General features: G+C 54.6%; 11 protein-coding genes. All 11 read right to left on the bottom strand.

Annotated features, from left to right (window positions below; genetic code table 11):
- Positions 1-3: 3 nt before the first annotated feature.
- The 11 genes from RRB22_01420 to wecB all read right to left on the bottom strand — a co-directional run bounded on the left by RRB22_01420 (position 4) and on the right by wecB (position 13,819).
- Positions 4-924, bottom strand: a complete 921-nt coding sequence (locus RRB22_01420) for a polysaccharide deacetylase family protein (protein MDT8383054.1) — start codon at positions 922-924, stop codon at positions 4-6.
- Positions 921-2,210 (bottom strand): putative O-glycosylation ligase, exosortase A system-associated, encoded by a 1,290-nt coding sequence (locus tag RRB22_01415; GenBank protein ID MDT8383053.1) that lies wholly within the window; start codon positions 2,208-2,210, stop codon positions 921-923. The genes RRB22_01420 and RRB22_01415 overlap by 4 nt, the downstream gene beginning before the upstream one ends.
- Positions 2,203-3,381: a glycosyltransferase family 4 protein gene (locus tag RRB22_01410; protein ID MDT8383052.1), complete on the bottom strand. Its 1,179-nt coding sequence runs from the start codon at positions 3,379-3,381 to the stop codon at positions 2,203-2,205. Before RRB22_01410 ends, RRB22_01415 begins: the two co-directional genes overlap by 8 nt.
- Positions 3,378-4,595: a glycosyltransferase, exosortase A system-associated gene (locus tag RRB22_01405; protein MDT8383051.1), complete on the bottom strand. Its 1,218-nt coding sequence runs from the start codon at positions 4,593-4,595 to the stop codon at positions 3,378-3,380. Before RRB22_01405 ends, RRB22_01410 begins: the two co-directional genes overlap by 4 nt.
- Positions 4,596-4,768: 173 nt before the next feature.
- A complete protein-coding gene (locus RRB22_01400; protein MDT8383050.1) occupies positions 4,769-6,673 on the bottom strand; it encodes an amidotransferase 1, exosortase A system-associated in 1,905 nt (634 codons plus the stop codon).
- Positions 6,674-6,677: 4 nt separating this feature from the next.
- On the bottom strand, positions 6,678-7,871 hold the full coding sequence (locus RRB22_01395) for a TIGR03088 family PEP-CTERM/XrtA system glycosyltransferase (protein ID MDT8383049.1): 1,194 nt from the start codon (positions 7,869-7,871) through the stop codon (positions 6,678-6,680).
- Entirely contained in the window at positions 7,868-9,406 is a 1,539-nt protein-coding gene (xrtA, locus tag RRB22_01390) for an exosortase A (protein MDT8383048.1), read from the bottom strand. Before xrtA ends, RRB22_01395 begins: the two co-directional genes overlap by 4 nt.
- A gap of 38 nt (positions 9,407-9,444) precedes the next feature.
- The gene (locus RRB22_01385) at positions 9,445-10,719 is read right to left on the bottom strand and encodes a TIGR03087 family PEP-CTERM/XrtA system glycosyltransferase (protein ID MDT8383047.1); all 1,275 of its coding nucleotides are present in this window, start codon (positions 10,717-10,719) and stop codon (positions 9,445-9,447) included.
- A complete protein-coding gene (locus RRB22_01380) occupies positions 10,720-11,763 on the bottom strand; it encodes a FemAB family PEP-CTERM system-associated protein (protein MDT8383046.1) in 1,044 nt (347 codons plus the stop codon).
- Complete coding sequence (locus tag RRB22_01375; GenBank protein ID MDT8383045.1) at positions 11,760-12,650, bottom strand: DUF3473 domain-containing protein; 891 nt, start codon at positions 12,648-12,650, stop codon at positions 11,760-11,762. The genes RRB22_01380 and RRB22_01375 overlap by 4 nt, the downstream gene beginning before the upstream one ends.
- A gap of 32 nt (positions 12,651-12,682) precedes the next feature.
- Positions 12,683-13,819 carry a UDP-N-acetylglucosamine 2-epimerase (non-hydrolyzing) gene (gene wecB, locus RRB22_01370; protein ID MDT8383044.1) on the bottom strand — a complete coding sequence of 379 codons (1,137 nt, stop codon included), beginning with the start codon at positions 13,817-13,819 and terminating at the stop codon, positions 12,683-12,685.
- Positions 13,820-14,137 lie beyond the last annotated feature (318 nt).

Below are 14,137 nucleotides of genomic sequence, written 5' to 3'. Positions count from 1 at the left end.
CGTTCACAACACTCTCTCTTCCATACCGTTATAACGCATTTTAGCCAGGCGAAGCAGGAACTTCGGGATGCTATTATCCCAGGGTGTAAATCGCGGGAGCTGATAGATGTCGGATTGTTGTGATGCCGTTCCCCATGCAGTACTCACTGCCGCATCAAAGCCGATCTCTTTCATCATTTCAATATGCTCTGCATGATAGTCCTGACCGGGCTTTCCATTGGGATAAGCAAACAGTCTGATCTTGTCACCGGTAATATTTTCTAAATAGTCTTTTCCGTTTTCTATTTCCTGTCTTGCTTGTGGCGCATCGATCTTACTCAGTATGGGGTGGTGAACCGTATGGGCACCTATTCCCATGCCTTTCTGATGCAAAATCCTCACCTCTTCGTCTTTCATCATCAGGCCATCCGGCTTTGGTACGCCGAGAATAGTTGGTAATTCTTCCACCAATCTCTCGCGCGCATCGAAGGATAAATATTTTATTGCTTTCAGAATTTCATTGAGACATTCATTGCGTTGATCAGGAATGTTAATAAAACCCAATCCATAATCGGTCAGATCAAGCCTGGTTTTACTTGTTCTGCGTAGACTCTCAATGACGACATCATTCCACATGATGCCACCATTTAAAAACCCCGTCGCGATGAAAAAGGTGGCAGTGAGGCCATGCTTTTCCAAAATTGGCGCTGCATTCTGGAAGTTGTCCCTGTAACCATCATCAAAGGTAATGCACAGTGCACGCGAAGGTAGATTATCATCCACCAACCTCTTCACTGCATCTTCCAGATCCAGCACATTGTAAAACCGTTTGACCCACTTCATCTGTTGCTCAAATCGTTTGACACAGGGCTCGGACGGCATCAATGAATCTTCCCGCTCCAGAACACGATGGTAGAGCAATATACTCAGCCTTGCATTACTCATACCAACGGCCTTTCTATATTAACGACACCTTGCTCTTTACTAACTCGACTTTCGAGTTCCCGATTCACAAAAAACTGACACAGGACACAGATAACCATAATGTGGTACGGGAGATCGAAATAGGCCAGCCCTAAGAAGGCACCACCAACACCATAGGCGACTAAACTGACCTGTACCATTGAGGCCAATGCCTCTGCCCACTTCATATTTTCTATATCTCTAACCTGTTTGCGAATATTCCCACAGGTCCGATAGCACAAAACCCAAAGCGTTAAAAATAGAAATAGTCCAACAAAACCCTGTTCGCCTAACACCTCAAAATAGATACTATGCGCGTCATGGAAATCGAGTGGAGAAGGAGCGTAGGTCAAAAACAATAATTTAGTAAAAGAACCAAATCCACCGCCAGTTAGTGGGTGGTCAGCAGCAAGGTTCACCGCAAAATGCCATGCATTTATTCGACCCATTGCCGACGCATCCTGCTCATAAGTCTGGATAGTATTTATGCGCTCAAAATAATGTGAGGGCATAAAGCTAAGCACCGTAATAGCTAGCGCTACCAGCACTGTGCCAATCAGCAACTTTTTGTTGCTTTTCATCCAGAACATCATCATCACTGCAGCTGATGCCACAAATGCACCGCGTGAATAGGTACTAATAATCGACAAAACACACAGCAGTATTGAGACTAGCAATGCATGTTTGATCCATTTATTAATAGACTGAGTCCTCAGATACCACATTAATGGCAACACCATTAATAGCGCCAGAGCAATCTCATTATTACCGGATACAAAAGAATCAGGTGGCCCCCCAACTCTGAATGAGCCACCCGTTGCGGCGACAAATAAGCCTCCCTTGATACCGAAAAATCCAATTGATAACACAATCACCCAAATGAGCTGGTTGAGCCTTTCCCGTGAGGTAATCAGCAATAGCGTAAATAGGGTAATCAACTGAATTTTCACTACCCGCCTCCATTCAACCATGGAAACCTCAACATTAATTGCAGTAAATGTTGACAAGGTGATCCAAAGAAAAAACGCAATCCAGACAATTGTAATGGGTGTTACGATAAATTTATTCTTGTCTTTAGTTAGCAAAAACCCAGTAATTAAGGCGCCAGCCGTTATGGCTGAAAATGGCATATTGTAGGCAAATCCCCATGAAAACCGATGCGGGTTCATATAGGACAGCCAGGACCAAACATAAACGCCAATATAGGGGCGCATCAATATGAATGGCACAGCACCGATAATTACTAATGTAATTATAAGGTCACGCATTGCCGACAACCTGCTCAAACAGCTTTAATTGACCTTGTGTCGTATCTTCCCAGCCGAATTGCTCCGCATATCCTCGTGTTTCATCACGATTAACATGTCGTGAAAATAGGCTTTTTATTGAGCACGCAAGAGAATCAGGGGTTCTCTCCTCTACCAGCACACCTGAGGCTGGAATCGTAACAACCTCAGGAGTACCCCAAATTCTGGTCGCAACCACGGGTGTTCCACAGGCCATTGATTCCAGCAGAACATTGGCCCAGCCTTCACGACTTGATGCCAACACAAGCGCATCAGAAGCTCCGTAATATTCTTTAAGACTTTCATGAGGGACAGCGCCCAACAGAGTCACCCGTTCATTCAATTTAAGCTTATTGATCAAGGCGACCAAATTTGATCGCTCCTCACCATCGCCAGCGATTAACAACTTGTATTCCGGCAATAAGCACATAGCCTCGACAATAAGATGGTGGCCTTTTCTTTCGACCAAATGACCGACGCTTAATAGCGTCTTCCCATTAATATCCAGCTTATTTCTTAGCTCTTCTCGATTAAGTGGTGGAGAAAATGTTCCCAGATCAACACCATTCCTAAGCACTGTAATTTTATTATCTGGCACTCCCATTTCCAGCAGGACATCTTTCAGCGCCTGGCAAACCGTAATCAATGCATCAGCTTTATTGGCAGCCCAGAGGATTTTTTGTCGTGGGATCTCATATTTAGGAATAAGGTTGAGATCTGTTCCTCTGGCAGTAATAATGACCGGCTTCCCAAGCGCCTCTCCGAGCATCACAGCCGCAACACCATCTGGATAAAAATAATGTGCATCAATCAAATCAAAATCAAATCCGGATTTTATAAGTGCCTTGGCACGCGGCAAGGCCACTCGAAAAATCGACTCCGGCGCATTGTTCATGCCAAGCTTTGGCAGTAAAAGATAACGAGGATGTAAAACATCAACGCTATTTCGCTGTTCCTCATCAGGCACCGATGAAAACGTTGCATATTTCCCAAATATTGGCGCCTTGAAAGGAAACCACGGCACTGGGGCGATAACTTTGGTTGTTATCTCTCCCGTTTCCAGCAAGTGGCGCAGCCGGTTTTCAACAAACACACCGTGCTGTGGCTGAACACTATTAGGAAACAACGTGCTGAAAAGCAGGGTCTTAATCATTGTGATGCAATGACCCTTTTATATATTGCCTCATAGTTTGCGACACTATTTTCCCAATTTCTCACATTTTCAACGAAATCACGCCCCGCATCATGCATGGCTTCCCATGAATCCCTGCTATCGATTAATTTTGTTATCGCATCTGCCAGTGCGTTTGGGTTTCCTGCCTCAAACAGTACGCCGGTTTTACCATCTTCGATCAACTCTTTGTGGCCTCCTACATCAGAGGCAACAACCAGCCTTTTTTGCGCCATTGCCTCCAGGGGTTTTAGAGGGGTGACCAGGTGGGTTAATCTCATTGGCAAGCGGGGGTACGCGAAGATATCGACCAGGCTGTAATATTGCTGGACGATTTCATGTGGAATCCGGCCTGGCAGTATCACTTTATCTTCTAGCTGTTTATCTTTAATGAGCTGCCTGACATATGCATCCTGTGGGCCACCACCTACCAGCAAAAGGACAATATCGTCGCGGTCGCGACTCAGGAGAGAAATTGCCTCAATCAGCTGCGGAATCCCCTCATACGCATAAAAAGATCCAATAAATCCAATGACGATCTTTCCTATCAGACCATGTTTTTTCTCAAGCTGTGCCTCTTTTCCATCGCAAACCGGAAACCGCTCGATATCAACCGCATTAGGTATAACGCCAACCTTTTCTGCTAGGACGCCACGCGCAACAATATCCGAGCGCAAGCCTTCGCATATCGTGGTCACCGCATCGGCCTCTCTTATCACCTTTGTTTCCATGGCTCGCGTGAGGCGATAACGCAGACTCCCTTCCGTGGTCGTCCCGTGATCAACCGCGGCATCTTCCCAAAATGCCCTTATTTCATAGACAACGGGTATACCGTATTTTTTTCCGACGTTGACCGCTGCACGACCATTTAACGCGGGCGAATGTGCATGCAAGATATCTGGCTTAATTTCCTTAATAACGGCTTCAAGCCGCGCCTCAAGCGCGGATACGATTGATAACTGATTCAGAATAGGCAGTTTTGAGAACAATCCCTTCGATGGTTCTGTCCTATAAAAATGAAACCCATCAATTTCCTCTTCTTTGCCATCAGGTTTTGTTGCCTGATTGTGCTTTGGACTCGTAATGTGCTCGGTCGTCCAGCCAAGTTTTCGTTGGTGCTCCAAAATCGCACGCGAACGGAATGTGTAGCCACTGTGCAGCGGGATAGAATGATCAAAAATGTGTAATATTTTCATAACAATTATTTTTTAATACTAGTGGTATAAATTTTTTGATTTAGTCATGAAGAGCAACATCATCAAACCAAAATCATCACCAACAGTTGCGCTACCAGGTTTCTTTTTTACGCCAAAATGGCGAAATGTTTGTTATATGGGGAATGGAATAATCAAAAATACGGGATCACACATCAATTCTCACCCATCATTATTTTTCGTAAAAACGCATCAAACATCAACAATGTCCAGATCGCTGCGCTGTAGTCTCTCAAGCCGGACTGGTGCTGTGAGACGAGATGCTTAATGTAGTCCATATTGAAGATCCCGCTTTGCTGCATGGTTTCGCCCAGCAGCGAATCCTGCACACGCTGTTTCAACGGGCCTCTGAACCACTCTGCCAGCGGTACCGAAAAACCCATCTTGTTTCGGTACAACACATCATTGGGCAGATAGGGTTCCATTGCCTTTTTGAGGATGTATTTGCTTTCTTGCCCATGCAGCTTCAGGTCCGGGTTCAGGCCGGAGACCCATTCGATCAATTTGTGGTCCAGCAGTGGCGCGCGCACTTCCAGGGAGTTGGCCATGCTGGCCCGATCTACCTTGGTGTGGATGTCACCCACCAGATAGGTCTTTAGGTCCAGGTATTGGATAAGCGACAGCGGATGCTGGGAGGGGGCCTTGTCGGCATGACGCCGAAATACTTCCACCGCGTTGTATCCCTGCAGCGACTGCTTGAAGCTGGCGGAGAACAGTTTGTTGCGCATATCGTCAGAGAGGATGGAGACGGTGTGTAGATATGCCGCCACACTATCCCTGCCTATCGCCTGGAAGGTGGTTTTGGCGCGTAGAAATTTTGGGGCCCAGTCCAGCTTCGGGTAGACCTTGCCCAGCAGGCCAAAAAGCGGGCCCCGAATGGCGTAGGGTAGAAAGCTCCTGACCTTTTCCTCATTCATATGCCAGCGATGACGCCGATAGCCGGAAAAATATTCATCTGCCCCGTCACCCGACAGGGCGACCGTGACCCGCTTCCTGGCCAGCTCGCAGACACGATAGGTGGGAATGGCGGAGCTGTCGGCATAGGGCTCGTCATAGATGTTGGCGAGTTTGTCCACCAGACTAAAATCATCGGGATCGACGGTTTCCACAAAATGCCGGGTGTGATAACGCTCGGCTACCTTTTTGGCAAATTCGGCTTCGTTAAATTTAGGGTTGTCGAAGGAGATCGAACAGGTGTTCACCGGCTCTTTGGACACCTGTGACATCATCGCCACCACGGCGCTGGAATCCACGCCGCCGGAAAGAAACGCCCCCAGGGGGACTTCCGACATCATCCTTATGGAGACCGTTTCCCGAAAGCGTTTCACCAGCTCTTCCACGGTCTGGCTTTCCGATTGCTCAACTGACGGCGTGAAGGGGATGTCCCAATATTCCCTGGGCGCCGGCAGTGACTGTGCGCCCATAGTGAGCAACAGGCTATGCGCCGGTGGCAGTTTCCATATGCCCTTAAAGATCGTCCGCGGATCGGCCACGTAACCCAGGGCAAAATATTCTTCAACCGCGCAGGGGTCGATGACCTTTTCCAGTTCGGGATGCGCGTAGAGGGCCTTTAATTCTGAGCCAAAGATCACCTGCCCCGAATCCAGCAGCGTGTAATGCAGCGGCTTTTTGCCCAGGGGATCGCGCGCCAGAAATAAGGTCTTTTTATTCCTGTCCCACACGGCAAAGGCGAACATGCCTCTGAAGCGTTTCACGCAGTCTTCGCCCCACTCTTCCCACGCGTGGACGATGACCTCTGTGTCCGAATGAGTTTTAAAACTGTGGCCGGCGGCTTTGAGTTCGTCGCTCAATTCCGGGAAATTGTAGATCTCGCCGTTGAAGGTGACGATCACGGAGCCGTCTTCGTTTTCCATGGGCTGCTTGCCGCTGGACAGGTCGATAATGGACAGGCGGCGATGTCCCAGCCCCACACCGGGCTCCACATGCAAGCCGCCGGCATCCGGGCCGCGATGAAACTGGGTTTCATTCATTTTGTGGAGAAGCTCCCGGTCGATCGGGCGCTCTCCGTTCAGGTTAAAGATTCCGACAATGCCACACACGTTATTATTCGCTCACAAATTCTGTTGCGGGTGCCGTGACGCCGCGCACCCGGTCATACACCGCATTATATCCATTCACCATGCTGGCCATGCTAAACATTTTTTCGACGCGCCGGCGTCCGGCCTCGCCGTGGCGCTGACGCAGCTCGGGACTATTGATGTAGTCGAGGATGGCTCGGCTCATGGCCGCGGCATCCGCAGCCGGCACCGTGACGCCCGTCTCGCCATGTTGTACCAGTTCCGGATTACCACCTACTGCGGTTGCCACCACCGGCAGCCCCGTCGCCATGGCCTCGAGAATGGTGTTGGAGACGCCCTCGATCAGGGAGGGCAGGACAAAGATATCCAGTGACTGCATCATTTCGGGCGCGTCATTGCGGGCGCCCGGCAGCCAGGCAAGGTGCTCCGCATCGGCCTCGCGCAGCAGACTTTGGGCCTGTTCCCGCAGGGGGCCATCACCGATCAGCACCAGCCGCAGGCGCTCCCTGCCCCGCTCCACCGTATCCAGCAGGCCGATAAAGGCCCGCACCAGGGTCAGTTGGTCCTTCTCCGGCTGCATGCGGCCGATGGTTCCCATGACCACGCCATCCTGCGGGGCCGCATTCTCCACGGGTAAAGGCAGGCGTTCCCTTGCTGGGAAAAAGCGCTCGGTGTCCACGCCGTTGTAGATCTGGCTGATGTTCTCCGCCGCGACGCCCGCCGATTGCTCCAGCCAGGTGGCCAAATCCTGCGACAGCGCGACATAGCGCGTCACCAGCGGCCGCATCATTTTGCGGTACAGGAGGTATTTGCGCTTGGTGCCCAGGAGATCGCCGGTGTCCCTGCCGTGTTCTCCCTGCACGCGGTGGGCTACCCCGGCAAGCCAGGCGGGTAACTGAAATTCCAGCGCGCCCAGGTTGCGGGTGTGCACGACCGTGGGCCGCAGGCGCCGCATGAGTTTCCAGAATCGGACATGGGCCCCCAGGTCGGTGCCGGGACGCTTGTGCAGGGCGTACACGTCGACATCGTCACGCTGGATACGCTGCCGAAAATCGGTGTAGTCATCGATGCACACAATGGCATGGCGATAGCCGTCCGGTGCCATGCGATTGATGAGGTTCACCAGACCATTCTCCAGCCCACCCACGGCCAGTCGATAGATGACGTGCACCACCAACGGGCGCGGGTGGATGCGCGTGTCACTCAGTGCGCCGCTCATTGCTGCACCGCCTCCCGCAACTGGGGCAACATGCTGCCAAGGAAGTCTTCCATCACCGCCGCACCCTGTTCGGCGCCCAGTGAATATTCGGTCGATAGCACCCAGGCCACCGAGCCGGTCCGCGAGCCCAGGAGGCGACTGCGGGCGGCGTAGGCCTTGGCCCACACCCGACTCACCGTGGCAGCACCATCGATCTCATACCAGTGCCATACCAGTCGCGAATCGTCACCCGTCAGCAGGCGTGTTTCGAATACCGGCCAGCTCGCCGCGTTGGGCAGGCGCGCCTGAGCGGCTGCCCCGGCCAGACGCTGGGAGCGCTCCGAATCAAACACCGCGTTATGCCAGTTAATGAGTTCGGCCTCCTTGTCCTGACTCGGGTAATAGGCCAGGTAGACCTCTACCCGCTGTCCCTGTTTGCGGTATTCGACACGCTGTTCCTGCGCGCCCACGAAATGCGGGCGCCATGGGCTGCTGGTCGCGAAGGGCCCCGCCCACTCGCCCGTCCCCTGCGGCAGGGTGACCGCGCTGAGCGGCGCCGCTGCGCTGCGGGCGTCCATCCAGGCGGCAAATCCGGGGGCGCTCGCCGCGATGCTGAGGGTCAGCGCGGCCCACAACGCTAACCGCTTTACCTCGTGCGCCTGTACCGCCGTGGTGGCCTGTGTATTGATTTCGGCGTGGTCCGGTTGCGGCGCCAGATCCTCGCGGAAGAACGAGCCCACCCAGAACAGCAGCATGATGACCACGCCAAAGAACAGCCAGCCGTAGATGAGGTGATCGACCCCCACCGCGATGGTGTAATCGCTGAGATGCGCCAGCATCACGATGCCGTAGGCGCGCAGGCCGTTGGCGATGATGGGCACGATGATCGCCAGCGCGACAAAGATCAGCCGCCGCTGCAGGCTGACATAATTCAGGTAGGCATAGAGGGTGCCGAGGGCCAGGGAGGCGATCAGGTAGCGTATGCCGCTACAGGCCTCGGCCACTTCAAACGCGCCGGTCGGTATATAGAAGAAGCGTCCTTCGAGATAAACGGGGATGCCGGTCAGCTGTAAGGCCCAGACCGTGAACACGGCGGTGACGTCCTGCAGGGGGCCGACCAGAAAATCCCCCAGCGGTACCGCAAACAGCAGATAGGCCAGGGGGAACAGGATGCGGCGCAGCACGGCGGTGCCAAAAACCACCCACACCAGTATCGGTATCATCAGCACAACGGCCAGCTGTTCGGCTGCGGCGACCTGGGCGGCATTCGCCAGCAGCCAGAGCAGGGCCGGCAATACCATCAACAGCGCCGCCAGGGGTGCCGGTCGCGGTGCGAGCGGGGCCAGATCGGCGCGTTTTAGCCACAGGAGATAACCCACGATGGGCAGAATCAAAAAGCCGTGGGCGTAGGTTTCGGCCCGCCACCAGATGACCACGATATCGCGATACACCGGCCAGAACACGGCCCCCAATACGAGCAGGGAAACCCCAAAGATAAGCACCGTCGGATACCAGCCCGGAGCCCAGTTCAGGGCTTTGGTTGTGTCGGCTGGCATACCGGCTTTACCTTTTACTTCGACCTCTGCCGCGTCCGTCATGATGTTACCGCCTGCATAGCCGAATCGTTGAGTGAGTTTTCCAGCTCGGGGGGCGTGCTCTCCAGCAGCTCGCTGAAGCGCTGTAGATTGGTCGCCCAGCCGTAACCCTGCAATACGCACTGCCGGGCGGCGGAACCGAGTTCGACGGCCTCACCTGTCAGCAACTGTAGTGCCTGTTGTTGCAGTCCTGCGGGCGTGGACTCCACCCACAGATCCTGCCCCACACGGGCGGCAATGCCCTCGGCCGCCTCCGGCGTCGCCAACACCGGCCGAGCCATGGCCATGGCCTCCAGCACCTTATTCTGTACCCCACGGGCAATGCGCATGGGCGCCACCGCCGCCCGGGCGTGGGCCATGAAGGGGCGGATATCCTGCACGGCACCGGTCACCGTGACGCCGGGCAGTTTTCCCAGCGCCTGTACCTCCGTCGTGGGACGGCCACCGACAATATAGAATTCCGCCGCCTCGGCGCGGGCGCGGATGCCGGGAAAGATCTCCCGGGCAAACCAGCGCACCGCATCCACGTTGGCCCAGTAATCCATCGCGCCGGTAAACACCAGCACCTTTGCCGCAGGCGGATAGGGATTGGGATAATCGCGCTGCGGGGAAAAATAGTCCGTATCGACGCCATTGTGCGCGACATTAACGCGCGCCTGGACCTCGGGCGCGAGCCGCCGAAACAGCGCGCACTCGTCCTCGGTGACGAACACCGAGGCATCGAATTCATCGGCGATTTTGCGCTCGAACGCGAACAGGGTGCGGGCCTCGCGGCCATAGATCCAGCTCAGCGGCCAGGGCTTGGCGCGGGCATATTGCGCCCATTTGTCCGAGTCGATATCCACAAAATCGATCACCCGCCGCAATGCGGCATAGGCCGGGCCGGAGACAAATTGCGCCATGGGCGAGGAAAACACGACCACGCGCTCAATCGGCCGGCGGGCCAGCAAGCCGTCGACCCAGCCCTGCATGGCCGGGCTGGCATAATAGGGAACCGTCAGCGAGCTGCCGGTGGCCAGGGCAGTGAGGCTTTTCAGCTTGCGCGTGGTCGGGTTCAGATTCAGCAGCCGAACCTCGCCCCCGACTTCTCCACACAGGGTTTCCAGATCGCGCTGATAGCGCCAGTCATGGGCGTCATCCACAAACGCCCCGACATGCACGCGATAGGATTTCGCCAGATGCTTGAGCAGGTTGAACGAACGGATCTTGTCGCCCTTGTTCGGCGGATAGGGAATCCGGTGTACCAGCAATAGCAGTTCCTTTGCCTTGTCCATTTAGCCTAGATTCCTGACAATATGCGGGCCGAGCCACTGGGTCATACCCAGCGGCATCTTGCGCCAGAGTTTAATGAACATCTGGTATTTCGGATTGTTCGGATTCACCTCTGGTATCTCTCGCGTCTTGACCAGGTGATATTCGTAATGCAGCGGCTCGGGTTCAAAACCCCAGTTCTTTTTGAAACTATAGGAGCCCGCGCCGTTCTTGCTGCGGCCGAAATCGAAAATCTCGATACCCTGCTCCGCTGAGCGACGCATGAGTTCCCAATACATGAAGTCATTGCCCTTCAGCGCGCGGGCCTCGGCGGTGCCGCCGCCGTAGTACGGCAAGACCTCGTTGCGAAAATAGAAGTTCATCACCGAGGCCACGGTTCGTCCTTCCTTGGTGATGGTCAGGATACGACAGTCATCGCCGAATTCATCGCGCAGGGTAGTGAATAACCGGCGGGAGAAGACCGGCGTGCCCAGGGCATGAACGCTCTGCGAGTAGGCGTCATAAAAACGATCGACCTCGTCATCCCATGTCCCCTGCAGGCCGGCCTGGATGCCCTTGCGCACCATCGCCCGCTGCTTGCGCGGAATATTATTCATATTGACCTCGGGATCAGGGTCGATGCCTTTTCTGAAGGTGACGTAGAGATCCTTGTGCGGCCACTCCGGGTAACGCGATTTCTGGTTACGCATCTCCAGTGCATCCACGTTCAGGGATTCGGCCTTGCGCTGCGCAGCCTGCGTCAGGCACTGCATGGCCTCGGCGGAATTGGCGGCCACACCGCCGTAGACACAAAATGGCAGCGACATAAGCGAATTGCCGAACAGGCGGCTGTTGATCTGCGCCAGCGGCAAGACGCCTTCGATGTTGCCGTCACGCTCGGCGTAGAGAAACCAGCTGCGATGCCCAAACACCTCTTCCATCACCCGCTGCCAACCGGCACGATGGAAAAACGTGGCCTCAGGGCAGGCCTGCACAAAATCATCCCAGCGAGTTTTATCGCTGCTGGCGAGTTCGCGAACGGTCAGTGCGGAAGTGCTCAGCGTCATACCCGGTCACCCGGATGGGTGTTTTTGGTGTTGCCGTCCAGAAAAATACGGTCCATGCGATCCCATTCAAAATCGTGCAACAAGGCTTTCAATCTTTGCTCCATACGTCCAAGGTTAAGATAATGTCGAATACGTGTTTTCAGGCTGATGCCGGTCTGCCGGGGCTGATCGGGGTCAATCTCCCAGGGGTGAAAATAGAACATGCCCGACTGACCTTCATCCCGGTTGACGCGCCGTAGCGCCCAGCGGGACACGGCGTAGGGATAGAGGCGAAAAAATCCGCCGCCGCCACAGGGCAGGTTTTTTTCGCCAAAGCGCACCGTGGTAATGGGGATCTCCAGGATGCCCTGTTCGCCGCGTGGCCGAAAGGCAAACCGCGATGCCTCCGGCATGCCGTAGAGGTCATGCTTCACTGGATAAATGCTGGAGCTATAGTGATAGCCCGCCTCCGACAGTTCATCCAGTGCCCACAGGTTATCGGCGCCGATGGAATAACTGGGCGCGCGATAGCCCTTCACTTCTACACCGCCGATATCCTCCAGCAGTTGCTTGGTTTTTTCGATGTCGGCGCGAAAGACTTTCTGGCTTTGCTGGGTGACGCGAGTATGGGTAAAACCATGGCTGGCCAGCTCATGCCCGTCACTGACGATGCGCCTCACCATCTCCGGATAGCGTTCGGCCACCCAGCCCAGGGTAAAAAATGTCGCCTTGACGCCCTTGTCCGCAAACAAGCCGAGGATGCGATCCATGTTGCCCTCAACGCGACAGGGGATGTTATCCCACTGGGAGCGATCGATCGTGCCCTCAAAAGCGGAGACCTGGAAATAGTCTTCCACGTCCACCGTCATTGCATTGGCTATCGGCGTGATAATTGTTGGGGTACTCATTGTTGATATACCAATAGTGCGTCCAGACTGCGTTAGTGAGTCGGTGATTTTTCGGAAAGCCAGTCTTCCAGAATGTGGACAATACGCTGCGCCGCCTTGCCATCCCATAATTCAGGCACCCTGCCCGCCTTCCCGCCACTGGCCATCACCTCATCAAAGGCGGCGCGGATGGCAGCCGGATCCGTGCCGACGACGGTGTTGGTGCCCTGCTCAACGGTAATCGGTCGCTCCGTGTTTTCGCGCAGGGTGATACAGGGAATGCCCAGTGCCGTGGTCTCTTCCTGGATACCGCCCGAGTCCGTCAACACCAGCCGTGCCTCGGACATGAGACCCAACAGTTCCAGATAGCCCTGGGGCGGCATCAGCAATACCCGCTGCGGGTCCAGGATATCCGCCAGTCCCGCCTCCTCGATCTTGGCCCGGGTACGCGGATGCACGGGAAAGACCAGTGGGAGCTGTTGGCTGATCTCGGCCAGGGTGGTGAGCAGTCGTTTCAGCACAACGGGCTCATCGACATTGGAGGGACGGTGCAGGGTCAGCAAACCATAACCACCGGACAGATAGGCATCATTGGCATTGGCGGTAAGGAAGGTATCTGCCACCGGAATCTTTTTATCGAGTTGCGCGCGCAGAGTATCGATCATCACGTTACCCACAAAATGGACACGCGAGGCATCAATCCCTTCACGCTGCAAATTGGCTTCGGCATCCCGTTCGGTGATGAACAGCAGGTCTGATATCTGATCGGTCAGCACCCGGTTAATCTCTTCGGGCATCTTTCGGTCATAGCTGCGCAGCCCGGCTTCCACATGCACAACGGGCACCTCTTTTTTGCTCGCCACCAGGGCGCAGGCAATGGTGGAATTCACGTCACCCACTACCAGCACCAGCGCCGGGGTCTCCTGATCCAGCACTTCCTCGAAGCGACGCATGATTTCCGCGGTCTGCACGGCATGACTGCCAGAGCCCACGCCCAGATCGATATCGGGTTCCGGGATACCGAGTTGATCAAAGAAGGCATGCTTCATCGCTGCGTCATAATGCTGGCCGGTATGCACCAGGTAGGGGGTTAAATAGTCGGATTGTTTCAGCGCCGCCATGACCGGTGCGATCTTCATGAAGTTTGGGCGCGCGCCGACCACGCACATTATTTTTTGTTTATTTTTCATTTCACTGCTGTCTCGTTTATTTTATATCTGTCATGTCGGCGAAAGCCGGTATCCAGGAGCCGAGCCCTCTCGGCGATTTCCTCTCAACAATCGCACCATCCCAACCCATCGGCCACGAACATACGGCGCAATGCCCTACGGTTATTGGCGCCCTACACGACTGAGCAAAGCCCTGTGGGAGCCGAGCCCTCTCGGCGATTTCCTCGCAACGATCACACCAACCCGACCTATCAGCCACGGACATACGGCGCAATGCCCTACGGTTATTGGCGCCCTACACGGCTGAGCAAAGCCCTGTGGGAGCCGAGCCCTCTCGGC

It is taken from the genome of Gammaproteobacteria bacterium, assembly GCA_032250735.1.
GTDB lineage: Bacteria > Pseudomonadota > Gammaproteobacteria > SZUA-152 > SZUA-152 > SZUA-152.
Note: the sequence above shows the minus strand (reverse complement) of the source record. Positions and strands in the feature narration are given on the sequence as shown.

Bases quoted from the DNA above. Each gene is read 5' to 3' on its own strand.
- RRB22_01420 (MDT8383054.1), bottom strand. From the start codon at position 924: ATGAGTAATGCAAGGCTGAGTATATTGCTCTACCATCGTGTTCTGGAG.
- RRB22_01415 (MDT8383053.1), bottom strand. From the start codon at position 2,210: ATGCGTGACCTTATAATTACATTAGTAATTATCGGTGCTGTGCCATTC.
- RRB22_01410 (MDT8383052.1), bottom strand. From the start codon at position 3,381: ATGATTAAGACCCTGCTTTTCAGCACGTTGTTTCCTAATAGTGTTCAG.
- RRB22_01405 (MDT8383051.1), bottom strand. From the start codon at position 4,595: ATGAAAATATTACACATTTTTGATCATTCTATCCCGCTGCACAGTGGC.
- RRB22_01395 (MDT8383049.1), bottom strand. From the start codon at position 7,871: ATGAGCGGCGCACTGAGTGACACGCGCATCCACCCGCGCCCGTTGGTG.
- xrtA (MDT8383048.1), bottom strand. From the start codon at position 9,406: ATGCCAGCCGACACAACCAAAGCCCTGAACTGGGCTCCGGGCTGGTAT.
- RRB22_01385 (MDT8383047.1), bottom strand. From the start codon at position 10,719: ATGGACAAGGCAAAGGAACTGCTATTGCTGGTACACCGGATTCCCTAT.
- RRB22_01380 (MDT8383046.1), bottom strand. From the start codon at position 11,763: ATGACGCTGAGCACTTCCGCACTGACCGTTCGCGAACTCGCCAGCAGC.
- RRB22_01375 (MDT8383045.1), bottom strand. From the start codon at position 12,650: ATGAGTACCCCAACAATTATCACGCCGATAGCCAATGCAATGACGGTG.
- wecB (MDT8383044.1), bottom strand. From the start codon at position 13,819: ATGAAAAATAAACAAAAAATAATGTGCGTGGTCGGCGCGCGCCCAAAC.